A 13,924-nucleotide genomic window follows, 5' to 3' on the forward strand; every position below is an offset into this window, starting at 1 on the left:
ATTTTTATCTGCGGGATGAGTTTCTCAAAAGCGGGTAAGAATATGAAATCTTATTTTTCTGCAGGAGGCGCATTGCCTTGGTGGATGAGTGGGCTTTCTTTATTCATGAGTTTCTTTTCTGCAGGTACTTTTGTTGTTTGGGGAGCTATCGCTTATGAAAGCGGATGGGTAGCCATATCTATCCAATGGACCATGTGTATTGCCGGAATAATAATAGGTCTTTTTATTGCCCCAAAGTGGCAAAAAACTAAGGCCATGACTGCCGCTGAGTTTATTACGGATAGACTAGGGTATAGAACTCAAAAAATATACACGTATTTATTTTTATTAATATCTATTTTCACGATGGGAGCTTTCTTATATCCCGTGGCTAAAATTGTAGAGGTTTCTACAGGAATACCCATTAATGTAAGTATTATAAGCATAGGAATACTCATTCTTCTATATACTTCTGTTGGAGGCTTATGGGCAGTTATCGTTACCGATGTGCTTCAGTTTGTAGTACTTACAGCGGTAGTACTAATCGTAGTACCCTTATCATTTGATAAAATAGGCGGTGTAGATGCTTTTATTTCTAAAGCTCCAGACGCGTTTTTTCAATTCGTAAATGAAGAATATTCTCCTTTATTTCTAGTAGCTTTTGGTTTGTATAACCTGTTTTTTATTGCAGGAAATTGGGCATACGTACAACGATATACGAGTGTGGCAACACCAAAGGATGCAAAAAAAGTAGGATGGCTCTTTGCGGGGTTATATGCCGTTAGTCCATTAATATGGATGCTTCCGCCTATGATTTATAGAGTACTGAATCCAGAATTAGGTGGATTAGCTAATGAAGGTGCTTATTTACTAATGTGTAAAGAAGTACTTCCTGTGGGGATGTTAGGTTTAATGCTTGGGGGGATGATTTTCGCTACCTCGAGTTCTGTAAATACCACCTTGAATATCTCGGCAGGAGTGTTGGCGAATGATGTGTATAAACACTTTAGACCTAATACTACGGACGAAGGTTTGGTGAACATAGGAAAATTAGCTACCATAATTTTGGGGATCATCACCATACTCATTGCACTCTTTGTTCCTTATTTTGGAGGTATTGTAGAAGTCGTAATGACACTAGCGGCACTTACTGGTGGTGCTATGTTTTTACCACCGCTTTGGGCATTGTTCTCAAAAAAGCAAACAGGCACAAGTATCTTATCGGTTACCTTAATTTCTCTTACCATCAATGCTTTTTTTAAATTCTTGGGTCCGACGCTATTAGATCTTAAACTAGATAGAGCCTCAGAAATGGGCTTAGGAGTGGGGGTTCCTATTATTTTACTCCTATGTTATGAGTTTTATTTTACAGTTAATTTTTCAGAAAATAAAGATTACGAAGCTTATATGGCTCAAGTTGCCGGTAAGTTGGTGATTGTAGATGATACTTCAAGTACAGATAATAAAAGGGGCACTCGTGTCATAGGAATCGGTATAGCGGTTACAGGTCTAATTATTTTGATACTGTCCTTCATTGCAGCTACAGGAGCAATGATGGTAGGTATCATGGGGGCTGTAGTTGCAAGCCTTGGAAGTATAATTACGTATAAAAGTTTTAAATAAGCACAGCAGTTATGTTACTAGAAAAGTACAGCAAGCAAGAAAGAGGAAATAGCACTATTAATCTAGTTTCTGATTTTGTCATCGTTGGAGGAGGAGTAGCGGGAGTTTGTGCTGCAATAACGGCGGCGAGACAAGGAATAAAAACCGTGCTCATCCAAGATAGACCTGTATTGGGGGGTAATGCTTCCTCGGAAGTTCGATTATGGATTTTAGGAGCCACTTCGCACATGGGCAACAATAATCGTTGGGCTCGTGAAGGAGGCGTTATTGATGAAATACTAGTGGAAAATATGTACCGTAACAAGGAAGGAAATGCGGTTATTTTTGATACAGTTTTATTGGAAAAGGTTTTGAACGAAACCAACATCACCTTATTACTTAACACTAGCGTCTATGATGTGGAGAAATCTAATGATAGCAGCATCAAATCAGTAACAGCATTTAATTCTCAAAATTCAACAACCTACGTTGTTAATGCTCCCTTGTTTTGTGATGCTTCTGGCGATGGTATTGTCGCTTTTAAAGCGGGTGCTTCGTTTAGAATGGGAGCAGAAAAAAAGGAAGAATTTGGAGAATTATTTGCTCCAGAAAAATCATATGGAGAACTGCTGGGCCACTCTATGTATTTTTATAGTAAACGCGAAGATCATCCTGTTACTTATAGACCTCCAGATTTTGCTTTAAAAGATATTACCGAAATTCCTAGGTATAAAGCTATAGGGAAAGACGATAAAGGATGTAGGTTTTGGTGGTTTGAGTTTGGTGGTAGAAAAAACACGATTTATGATACTGAAGAGATAAAATATGAACTTTGGAAAGTTATCTATGGTGTTTGGGATTATATTAAAAATTCGGGTGAATTTGATGATGTAGAAAACCATACACTTGAATGGGTGGGTACGGTTCCAGGCAAACGTGAAAGTAGGCGTTTTGATGGTTTGTATATGATAAAGCAACAAGATGTTATAGAACAAAAAACGTTTTATGATGCCATTGCTTTTGGCGGCTGGGCAATAGATTTACACCCTGCAGATGGTGTTTATAGCAAGCTTTCTGGGTGTACACAATGGCACTCTAAAGGCATTTACCAAATTCCATACCGCTCTTTTGTAAGTAAGGATATAGATAATCTTTTTTATGCGGGTAGAATAATAAGTGCCACACATGTGGCATTTGGTTCCACACGGGTGATGGCCACTACCGGGTTTTGTGCGCAGGCAGTAGGTATGGCCGCCGCTATTTGTACTCATAATAACATTCTGCCAAAGAATATTTTAGAATCAGATTTCCTTAAATTATTACAAGATAAATTGAATATTAACGGACAGAGTATACCCAATATTCCTATTAAATCGTCATCAAATTTGATTACTTCCGGTACGGTTTCTGCATCTTCATCGCTAGAATTAAAATCCATTCCTTTTGATGGTGCGTGGACAAATTTAGGCACTGCCGCAGCTCAATTACTTCCGTTAAGCGCTCATACAAAATATGAATTTACCGTATGTGTCAATGCCGAAGAAGATACCACTTTAGAGGTGCAGCTACGTAGCTCAGCAAATGCTAAAAGTTATACACCAGATGTACTTGTAGAAACTGTTACGATTGAACTTAAAAAAGGAGCACAACATGTTTCTTTTTCATTCCATAAAAGTATCAAGGAAACGCAATATGCTTTCGTAACCTTTTTAAAAAATGAAAAGATAAATTTAAAGAACTCTACCAAGCGCTATTCTGGAGTGCTATCCGTTTTTAATGGGGTGAATAAGGCCGTTTCTAATAATGGAAAGCAAACTCCACCTGAGGGTTTAGGAGTAGACACTTTTGAGTTTTGGATACCCCAGCGTAGACCAGAAGGACATAATATTGCCATGGAGATTTCTCCGGCCATAGCTGCTTTTGATGTCTCCAATATTGGAAACGGGTATGTACGACCTTGGGGAACAACAAATGCCTGGGTTGCCGATTTGGAAGATGAAAACCCGAAGCTTACCATATCTTGGAAAGAGGAAGTAGCACTGCAAGAAATTAAAATTTTCTTTGATACGGATTATGATCATCCTATGGAATCTACATTAATGGGGCATCCAGAAGATGTTACTCCGTTTTGTGTACGCAATTATACTATAAAAGATAATATAGGAAATGTGTTATTTAAAAAGGAAGGGAACTATCAAACTATAAATACTGTCACTTTTGAATCTTCTATAAAAATATCCGGATTGGTAATAGAAATGGAACATCCATCTGAAAATGTACCTGCTTCCATATTTGAAATCTTATGTATGTAATTATGAAAAACGGATATTTTCTTTTGTTTTTATTCTTTGGTTTTTTGAGTTATGGTCAGCAGTTGTCTGACTTAAATGATGGAGAGGAACAGCTTGACTTGAATGGAAAGTGGAAGTTTAATGCCATCTATGGCGAAGGATCAAACTACAATAATATCAAGGCTCAGGAAGAAGACTTAGTTATTGATAATACAGATGAACATCAAATTGAAATTAAAGGAGATTGGATAGTTGCGACAGAAGGAGAAAGGGAATCTCGTTTTTATGGCGCATCGTATTTAAAACATCACTTTGGTAGCCTGCAAGATGATGCCAGTGTATCATATGTACCCAAATTGCCTGCATCCGGATATTATGAGGCTTTTGTGCGGTTTCCTTTTGCTATAAATTTAAATACAAAAATAAATATACATCACGCTAAAGGAACAGATGTACAGTTTTTTAATCAGCGTACACGTTGCGACGAATGGTTGAGTTTAGGGATTTTCACCTTTGAAAAAGATAAACGCTCTACAATAGAAATTACTTCAGATATAGCGGGTGTGGGTGTATCTGCGGATGCAGTATTATTTAGACCCGTGTCCAACGAAAAGATAGCGCAAGCTAATTTGGAGAAAAAGACTATTTTTTTAAGTGATTTTGATGATTCCCATTGGGATAGTTTGAAAGTTCCTGGGCATTACGGTATGATTAATGAATTTTCTAATTACACCGGTAAAGCATGGTATAGAAGAACATTTGAAACTCCGGTAGCTTGGCAAACTTCTCCTCAAAAAAGAATTCGATTAAAATTTGATGGCGTTTACCATATAGCTAGAGTGTACTTAAACGGTGTGTTGGTAGGAACGCATCAAGGCGGGTTTACGCCTTTCGAAATAGATGTTACGGAAAACATAAGTTTAGACAACCATAACCTATTGGCTGTTGAAACCGATAATAATGCCTTAGTAGGTGCTACGTGGAATTGGGGTGGTATTATCAGAGATGTTACTTTGGTTAGAAATGATGAGGTGCGCATAAAGCATCAATACATACATGCAGATCCAGATCTAAAAACGGGTAAAGCTGAGTTACATTTAAAAATTAAGATAGAGAATAGTGGTACTACGGCTAGAACATTAACGGTGAATAGTCAAATTTTAAATGAAATTAAGGTAAAACAGTTTACTCAAAAAGTAACAGTACCAGCATATTCTGTGAGTGAAGTTATTTTCACGGGTGAGTTGTCTGCAACTGATGTTGAGCTTTGGCATTTTGATAATCCGCATTTGTATCAGATAGTAAGTACTATTTCAGAAAACGAGAAAGTAGTACATGAGTTAAAGGATAGATTCGGAATTAGGAAAGTTACATTGACCAAAGATAATTTGATATTAAACGGTGAAGCCGTTCGGTTGTCAGGCTATAATAGAGTTAGTGATCACCGCTATTGGGGGTCTTCAGAGCCACAAGAACTTATTGATCAAGATGTAGATTTAATGAAAAATGCAGGAGCTAATTTTATGCGTATCATGCATGGAACTCAGAATAAAAAATTGATTGAGCGTTGCGACGAAAAGGGAATTTTACTGTTTGAAGAAGTCAATGTTCGCGATTTGGATAATGCAGAATTTACAGCTCCAGAATATCCTTTGATAAAATCATGGATTAAAGGAATGGTAGAAAGAGATAGCAATAGCCCTAGTATTATTGGATGGAGCGTTGGTAATGAATTGTCTGAACATTATGACTATGCTACAATGATGATGGATTATGTGAGAGTCCTAGATCCTCATAGGTTAGTGACTTGTGTAAGTAACACCGGCGGAAGAGAAGATGCTACGAGAACTACAGATCCAAATTCTAATGTAGATATCATAATGCATAATTTGTATCCGTTTCAAGGAACACCACAAGAAGTAATTTCTAGTATTAGAAACAAATGGCCTAACAAACCTGTTTTTATTTCAGAATATGGCGTAAAGTTAAATGGGATTACATTAGATGAGGACAGAGAAGAAAATTCTACTTGGAACGATAACTTTAGGGGACAGAATGATTTTGTTATCGGAACTTCATTATGGACGTTTAATGATTACAGAAGTGCATATATAGGAACCAATGTGGAAGAAAATAGAACGTGGGGAATTGTAAATGCATGGAGGCAAAAACGAAAGTTTTATTCTCGATTACAAAAAGAAACCAGTCCTGTAAAAGATATTGATGTTGTCTTTCATAAAAGGAAAGCGACAATAACGATTCCCATAAAAGCTAGAAACGACTTTCCTAGTTTTACCATGAAAGACTATCAATTGGTTTGGGAATTTATAAATGATGAAGGAGAAATAAGTGTTAGAAAAACGCAAGATTTACCAGTATTACACCCTGAGAATGGTGTGTGGACAGGAGAAATTCCTTTAACTGTAAAAAACAAAAAAGCGGTAGCCATGCATATTGCTTTATTAAGTCCGAATGGGTACACGCGGTTTGAAAAAAATATTGCTCTAAAAAAACCTGCAGCTCCTAAAGTTACAGCAATAGTTGCGGGGAGAAATTCTGCCAGAGTATATTTTGAGGAAGTAGCAGGGGCCAAGGAATATTTTATACAATACAAAAACTTAAAAGGATTAACGGTTCAAACAGCTAAAACGATAGCCAATTATATTACCGTTGATAGTCTACCTAACTCTTCTGTAAAAGCAGAACTAATAGCTGTAAATAATAAGGGAGCTGAGCCTACCATAATCAACTTAACAAGTAGTGCGCAAGAATTACCACCTATTATTTGGGATGCTTTTATTAGAGATGATCGTATTGTGGTTGGCTATTCTGGAGAATTAAATGATGAAGCGTATACCGTACGTTACGGAACTTCGCCATTAAATTTAGATCAACAAATAACAACTTATACGAGAGGTATGATGACGATACCTATTCAAGAAAACGGAACTTACTACCTGCAAATACAAAAAAAGGATACTGACGGATTTAGCCATTGGTCTCCTATTCAAATCATAAACTAGTCAAGCAATGAAAAATATAGTTTACATAGTGTTTATAGTAGTATTGTTAGGAGCATGTGCTCAAAAACCAAAACAGGCGGCATCGGAAAAGGTAGCGCATTATAAGATAGCATTAGGGAAAGTGGCTAAATCTTCGGTCTTTAAAGAAGCAGGAAAAAGTGTTTGGGGTGGTACCTTAACCAAAGGCGAAGATGGTTTATACCACATGTTTTACTCCAGATGGCCAAAAGAAATTGGTTGGGAGTGGGTTAATTATTCAGAAATTGCGCATGCTACGGCTACTAGTCCATTTGGACCATTCACTTTTCAAGAGGTGGCTTTGGGTGATAGAGGAAAAGAATATTGGGACGGAGCTACTACGCACAACCCTACCATCCTTAACATTAAAGGCAAATACTACTTGTATTATATGGGTAACACTGGAAATAAAGAAATTGTAAGTACCCCCGGAAATCCTAAATTAAATTGGGAACATAGAAACAATCAAAGAATAGGAGTCGCCGTTGCTGATAGTCCAAGCGGACCGTGGAAAAGATTTGACACGCCTGTTTTAGATATTACACATGGCGATGATAAGGCACATGATGCCTTGATGACCTCCAATCCGTCAGTTTGTGAAATGGCAGACGGTAAGATATTAATGGTATACAAAGCGGTAGGAAAAGAATTTAAATTACCAGCAGGTGGCCCTGTAGTGCATATGGTGGCCATTGCAGACTCGCCAACCGGGCCCTTTAAAAAATATCCAGATCCCATATTTGTTTTTGAAGGAGAAACATTTCCTGCCGAAGATCCATACATATGGTATCAAGATGGTAAATACCGTGCAATTGTAAAACGAATGAAGCATGAAGGAAATAAGCGTTTATTCTCATTAGTGCATTATGAATCTGGGGATGGAATTAAATGGGACAAAGCAAAATATTTCGAAGTTTCAGATAGAACCGTCACTTGGGAAGATGGTACCCGTACCAAGTTTGATCATTTAGAGCGTCCGCAAGTGTTTATGGAAAATGGAGCTCCTGTTGCTCTGTTATGTGCAGCAGATACTATAGATGTAAATAATGTGAGGCATTCCTTCAATATTCAAATTCCATTACAGATTACCAAAGAAAAATAAAGTATGTATAAGAAGTTCTTTCTACTGTTATCTATTCCTATTTTATGGGGCACTTCTTGTAAAAAAGTAAGCCCCCTAAATACTTATAATTCCTATGAGCAGAATATATCTCTAAATGGTACTTGGCAATTTTTAGCATCAAATACTATAGCAGAAACAGCAGTGTTGTCGAAATCAGACCAGCAATGGGATTCCATTACCGTGCCTGGCAATTGGGATACTAAAGAAAAATATGCCACATATGTTGGTAAAGGATATTATAAAAAAAGCTTTACACTACCTGAAAATTGGGGAGACAAGCACATTAGATTAAAATTTGGAGCCGTATATCAAACGGCAAAGGTTTGGTTGAATGGTAAATTTTTAGGAACAAACGTTGGAGGCTATTTGCCTTTTGATTTTGATATAACCCCTTATATATATAAAACAGGAACAAACAATGTGGTGGTAATGGCAGATAATACCTTTAAACGCGGTGCTTGGTGGGCTTGGGGCGGTATAAGTAGAGCCGTGGTTTTAGAGGCTCATGAACCTGTGCGTTTGGTATACCAGCATATTAGTTCGGTACCCGATTTTGATAATGAAGTTGTGAATTTCAGCATCACGTATAAAATAGAAAACAATGGAAAATCTCCAATGAATGTTGCTATAAAATCAACAATTAAAGGCAAAGAAAAGTTGCCTGAAACTCCATTAACTATAGATGCAGGAAAGGTAGAAGAAGTCATCGTAACATTTAAAAGAAAGTTATCGGATTTTGATTTGTGGCATTTTGATACGCCAAATTTATATCAATTGGCTACAGATGTAGAAGTAGATGGCAAGTTGCAGGATCAAACTGTGGATAATTTCGGGATTAGAAAATTTGAAGTTAGGGGAGAACAATTTTTCTTAAATAATAGTGCTGTACGAATGAACGGTGTCAATCGTGTACACGATCATCCGGACTATGGCAATACAGAACCAGATCAGTTAATAGCACAAGATATCCTAGATATAAAATCTTTGGGCTGTAATTTTTCAAGACTAATGCATGCGTCTTTATCTGAAAATCTATTAGATTTTTGTGATAAAAACGGATTCTTATTAGTAGAAGAAATTCCCGTTTGGGGAGATGAAGATCCCAATTCATTTCCAGATAATCCTTTAACCAAACAATGGATGAAAACAATGATTGAAAGAGATTTTAACCATCCTTCTGTAGTAGCCTGGAGTGTAGGGAATGAATTGAGAAATCCTGGGGATGATTGGGATGATAAGGCCTTAACCAAAGGGCAATATGGTTACGTAGATGCTATGTTAGATTATGTGGCAATAGTAGACAGTACACGTCTAAAAACGTATGTGAGTATAACCACGTATAGAAAAGGGGAAATAGGAACGGAGCCCTATGAGAAGGTAGATTTTATATCGATGAATAGCTACGGGAATGCACCAGTATTGGCAGAAAAAACACATGAGAAATTCCCAGGAAAGCCCATTTTTATTTCTGAAATAGGAATAGGTCAAATAGGACCTGCCCCAAAAGGTGCGCTGAGCGATGAATTGGTGGAGTATTTACGAGAATTGAAAAAGTACCCTTGGGTAACAGGGGTTTCTCTTTGGAGTTATAATGATTACAAAAGTAATTATAAAGGTACTCCTGCTTCTGGCTTTCGAGAATGGGGAATAGTTGATGAACATCGAAATAAAAAGAAAGCCTATTATCAATTAAAGGAGATTTACAAAGAGTGGAAATAAATTTGGATTAGATATTAAAAAGATAAGTTCAAAATAAACAAAATATATACTATGAAGATTCTATATAATTTTAAAAAAATTGCAATTCTGTATTTGATGCTATCCGCCATTTCGTGTGAGCAGAAAGAGGCAGCGGTAAAAGACAGTATTGAAATTGAATCTTCAAAAATATTTCCATTTAAAATGCCTACGGAAAAACCAAATATTCCGCTTAGTGCTTCTTCAAAAAGAATGTTTGATTACCCCACACCCCGGGTGCAAGACAATGAACTTTTCTCGCAATTTAAATATACTCGTTTAAATGGTTTTGATTATAATGATGGTGATGGGACCATCTCTAGAAGAGATCCTTCGAGACCTATTTTAGTTGACGGTAAATATTATGTATGGTATACTAAAAGGCATACGGTAGTGCCTCCTATTGGATGGAACAGAGCTGCAGAAGCTACAGATGAAATACCTTCTACCGATTGGGATCTGTGTGATATCTGGTATGCTACCAGTAAAGACGGAATTGCGTGGGAAGAACAAGGGGTGGCTATTTCACGTCCAGACAAACCAAAATCTGGATGGCGTTCTGTGGCTACGCCCGATATTCTTGTTTGGAAGAATAAGTATTACTTGTATTACCAAGCTTTTGATGAACCGAGTGGCTTAAAAGGAGATTTATGCCCTGTATCTATTTCCTATGCTGATTCGCCTGATGGTCCTTGGGTTCATGGAGCCGATAAGGTAATTCCGTTTGGGAAAGAAGGAGAATGGGATCACAAAGCTACACATGATCCGCAGCCTCTGGTACATGACGGAAAAATTTATGTGTACTACAAAGCAGCGTATAACAAATGGCCAGATAATAGGACTAACTATGCTGTAGGTCATGGTTTGGCAATAGCAGAAGATCCATTAGGACCTTATAAAAAACATCCTTTAAATCCAGTGATGCAATCAGGTCATGAGACTACCTACTGGCCTTATAAAGGTGGTATAGCCACCTTGGCTATTAAGGATGGTAACGAAAGAGAAACCATACAGTATGCAGAAGATGGTGTAAATTTTAAAATAGCATCGAGCGTTTCTTTAACTCCAACAGCGGCCGCACCATTTACTTCTGATGCCTTCACAGACACTAAAAATGGTAGAGGTTTTACTTGGGGCTTATCTCATTTCGTAAACGCAGGTACTCCAGGTAAGGGATATTCTATTATAGGACGATTTGATTGCGATTTGAGTTTAGATTATGATGAGCCAGCTTTTAAAAATACCGGTGTTTGGCATAAGCCCGAGGTTTATTTTTCACAAGGTATGGGTACTATAAATCAACACCCCGAAGGTAGAAACATTAAAAAAGATGAATAATTATGCCAGAATCTTCTTATATCTTGTTTTAAATTAGGGAGAGCGATTCTTCTATGGCTTGCTGTAAAAAAAAATCCTGTAGAAATAAAGCATACGTTCTATTGGAAAAAACATATGAGTAGGGCTATAGGTAATAACTTGAGTAGTTTTGAGCTATTAAATAGTCTCAAAGTAAATGAAAAAATTTGTCGTATTTTCTAGCATCACTATTGCACTTTTAGTAAGTAATTTTACAAACTCACAACAGAGCAAATCTGCTACTAATAAATCTTTTTTTGAACAGATAAAAACAGAAAAGGTTATATCGGATTCAACCATAGTTTGGAAAAATTTTGGACCAGGAATGTCTGGTTACAACGAAGAGTTTTGGACACATCCTTCAGATCCTAAAACCATGTTTATGGGACCAGATATGCACGTAAGTTATGGCACCTGGGACGGAGCAAAGTCTTGGCATACCTTAAAAGATTCTGACGGGAGTGGTTTTGATATGGAACGCGTGTTGGATATTGTTTTTTCTAAGCAAAACCCGGATTTTGGGGTAGCTATAGAACGTCGTGGCGTGGTATATACATCTAAGGATCGAGGAAGAAATTGGCATTCAATTTATCAGATTCCAAGAATAGAAGGCAAACATCCTAGTAATGCGCATACCAAAATAGCTATCCATCCTGAAAATGATGATGAATGGTTAATTGGTGCTGGAGATTTTTGGAATATTAAAGATAACCATAGAAGTTTAGCGAACCCTCACGGAGCACTTAATGACCGCGCTAGTTATGGCTACATCTTAAAAACAGTTGATGCTGGGAAAACCTGGTCTAAAATAGCCTCAGATATTTCAGAAGATTTAGATGTAGGGAGAATTATTTATCACCCAACAAATCCAAGTACCATTTTTATAGCGACAAATTACGGGTTTTACACGAGTACTAATAGCGGTGTAGATTGGCATGCGAGCCGTGAAGGCTTGCCCAACAATTTACCTAGAGACCTTACGTCTTATTATAATGAAAAAACAGGCACATTTATATTGTATTTGGTTGAGCAAACAACGTATCGTGCCATCGGAGATACAGTAGGGTCAAAAGGAGGGGTGTATAAGAGTACAGACTACGGAAAATCTTGGGAGAATATTACCAGTAACCTTACCATCGATTTAACTAAAATTAATTTTTCGGCGGAGATAGATCGGTATTATAAAACTATTGGTTTTTGGTTTAATCTTTCTAAGAATAAAGTCAAGGAGACATATACTAACTTACCATCAGAAATCCTGCCGGTGTTTAATCGTTTGGTGGTGAACCCTTTAAATCCTGACGAAATTTATGTGTCCTTCAATAAAAAACATGATTTTACTTTTGGAGCTGGCGATGTTTGGAAAACAGAAAATGGAGGTGCGTCCTGGTTTGCTTGCGCTAGACAGGGATCTTATTGGCTTAGTGAAAAAGATAAGGCCTATTGGCAAGGGAGAAACAATCCTATAGGTGCCAATGTTGAATTTGCACATTTGCAAACCTACATGGACCATGAAGTGGAACGTTCAGGGAATCGTATGATGAATATTAATTCATTAGGAGAAGTATTTATCGGTATAGACCAACAGACCCTTAGATCATCAGATCATGGTAAAACATGGCAGCAGATAGATGATTACGAAACTTCTGTAGGAAGTAATAAATGGATAGGTCGTGGCAATAGTAATTTACCTGGTAGATTCATGTTATTGGAAACCGGAATTAAAGAAAGACGATTATTGGCAAGCGGTGAACACGGACTGTGGCAGACTACAGATGTAGAAGATTGGCCAGATAAACAAGCAGTGGCGGTTACGCAGTTAGATGGTCAAGTACAGGATTATGGTGGCAATCATGGGCAACATTCCACCGCTACCGTTGCAGTGCATCCAAATGATCCTAATATTATTTATTCCTTAGCGTGGCGCCAAGAACACAGAGGTAAATTACGAAGAAGTAAAGATGCCGGTAAGACATGGGAAAATATAGCTACTATTTTTGATGCCGCGAATAACTCTTGGGAAAGTATAGCTACCCAATACTCGTTAACTATAGATCCTGAAAATCCTGAGAACATGTATTTCTGCGCGGTTAAAAACCCTATTTCAGAAGTAGGTAGTAAAGCACCTAAATTAACCAAAGGAGGCTATGGTTTTTATCGTTCTTTTGATGGAGGATATACTTGGGAATTAAATAACACAGGTTTTCATAAAAATGCTAGTGTGCGTAGAATAACAATGGATCCAAAAAATCCGAATAAGCTATATGCTGCTGTGAACGATGCTAATGGCGGACTCTACAGTACTGCCGATAAAGGCAGTACTTGGAAGAAAATGAAACTCCCTGCAGAAATAAAAGCAGTCAATGCTATTTTTATTGACCGTAATAACGGGTATTTCTATATCGCAACGGGGCGTCGTACGGGTAGTTATGAAGAAGGCGGTGTATGGCGGAGTAAAAATAAAGGAAAGAAATGGCAGCAGCTTTTTAAAGCTCCTTTTGTATGGCAAGTAGAATCGTCTCCCGTGAATCCAGATTTGTTAGTAATTAGCGTCGCTAGTCAGCCAATAACTATGGCAGATAATTTTAAAAATCCAGGGATTTATCTTTCTACCAATGCTGGTGAAAATTGGAAAAAAATAAATAAGGGTTTAGGGCAGCCCGATAAAATGGTGGATGTAAAACCAGATCCATATAATGAAAATGTGCTATGGGCAGCAGGCTGGGGTAGTGGTTGGTTCATTACCTATTTAAATGAAAGTAAAGAACCTTGGTTGAAGAAGTAATGCCTGATAA

At 37.5% G+C, this 13,924-nt stretch carries 7 protein-coding genes; all 7 read left to right on the top strand.

What is annotated here, in order from left to right:
* Positions 1-42: 42 nt before the first annotated feature.
* Complete coding sequence (locus M666_RS09690; RefSeq protein ID WP_226989967.1) at positions 43-1,602, top strand: sodium:solute symporter family transporter; 1,560 nt, start codon at positions 43-45, stop codon at positions 1,600-1,602.
* Between the two features lie 11 nt (positions 1,603-1,613).
* Positions 1,614-3,893 (top strand): FAD-dependent oxidoreductase, encoded by a 2,280-nt coding sequence (locus M666_RS09695; RefSeq protein ID WP_029446888.1) that lies wholly within the window; start codon positions 1,614-1,616, stop codon positions 3,891-3,893.
* Between the two features lie 2 nt (positions 3,894-3,895).
* Positions 3,896-6,895, top strand: a complete 3,000-nt coding sequence (locus tag M666_RS09700) for a glycoside hydrolase family 2 TIM barrel-domain containing protein (protein WP_158400227.1) — start codon at positions 3,896-3,898, stop codon at positions 6,893-6,895.
* A 7-nt stretch (positions 6,896-6,902) separates the two neighbouring features.
* Entirely contained in the window at positions 6,903-8,015 is a 1,113-nt protein-coding gene (locus M666_RS09705) for a glycoside hydrolase family protein (RefSeq protein WP_029446886.1), read from the top strand.
* A 3-nt stretch (positions 8,016-8,018) separates the two neighbouring features.
* Positions 8,019-9,755, top strand: coding sequence for a glycoside hydrolase family 2 protein (locus tag M666_RS09710; protein WP_029446885.1), 1,737 nt, complete (start codon positions 8,019-8,021; stop codon positions 9,753-9,755).
* Positions 9,756-9,806: 51 nt separating this feature from the next.
* Positions 9,807-11,111, top strand: coding sequence for a glycoside hydrolase family 117 protein (locus M666_RS09715; protein ID WP_029446884.1), 1,305 nt, complete (start codon positions 9,807-9,809; stop codon positions 11,109-11,111).
* Positions 11,112-11,286: 175 nt separating this feature from the next.
* The gene (locus tag M666_RS09720; RefSeq protein WP_029446883.1) at positions 11,287-13,914 is read left to right on the top strand and encodes a WD40/YVTN/BNR-like repeat-containing protein; all 2,628 of its coding nucleotides are present in this window, start codon (positions 11,287-11,289) and stop codon (positions 13,912-13,914) included.
* Positions 13,915-13,924: the final 10 nt, after the last annotated feature.

Origin of the sequence: Cellulophaga baltica 18 (assembly GCF_000468615.2) — a bacterium.
GTDB classification, from domain to species: domain Bacteria; phylum Bacteroidota; class Bacteroidia; order Flavobacteriales; family Flavobacteriaceae; genus Cellulophaga; species Cellulophaga baltica.

What these genes read in the sequence shown, in the direction of transcription:
- M666_RS09715 (WP_029446884.1), top strand. Translation starts at nt 9,807, where the DNA reads ATGAAGATTCTATATAATTTTAAAAAAATTGCAATTCTGTATTTGATG.
- M666_RS09710 (WP_029446885.1), top strand. Translation starts at nt 8,019, where the DNA reads ATGTATAAGAAGTTCTTTCTACTGTTATCTATTCCTATTTTATGGGGC.
- M666_RS09705 (WP_029446886.1), top strand. Translation starts at nt 6,903, where the DNA reads ATGAAAAATATAGTTTACATAGTGTTTATAGTAGTATTGTTAGGAGCA.
- M666_RS09720 (WP_029446883.1), top strand. Translation starts at nt 11,287, where the DNA reads ATGAAAAAATTTGTCGTATTTTCTAGCATCACTATTGCACTTTTAGTA.
- M666_RS09690 (WP_226989967.1), top strand. Translation starts at nt 43, where the DNA reads ATGAAATCTTATTTTTCTGCAGGAGGCGCATTGCCTTGGTGGATGAGT.
- M666_RS09695 (WP_029446888.1), top strand. Translation starts at nt 1,614, where the DNA reads ATGTTACTAGAAAAGTACAGCAAGCAAGAAAGAGGAAATAGCACTATT.
- M666_RS09700 (WP_158400227.1), top strand. Translation starts at nt 3,896, where the DNA reads ATGAAAAACGGATATTTTCTTTTGTTTTTATTCTTTGGTTTTTTGAGT.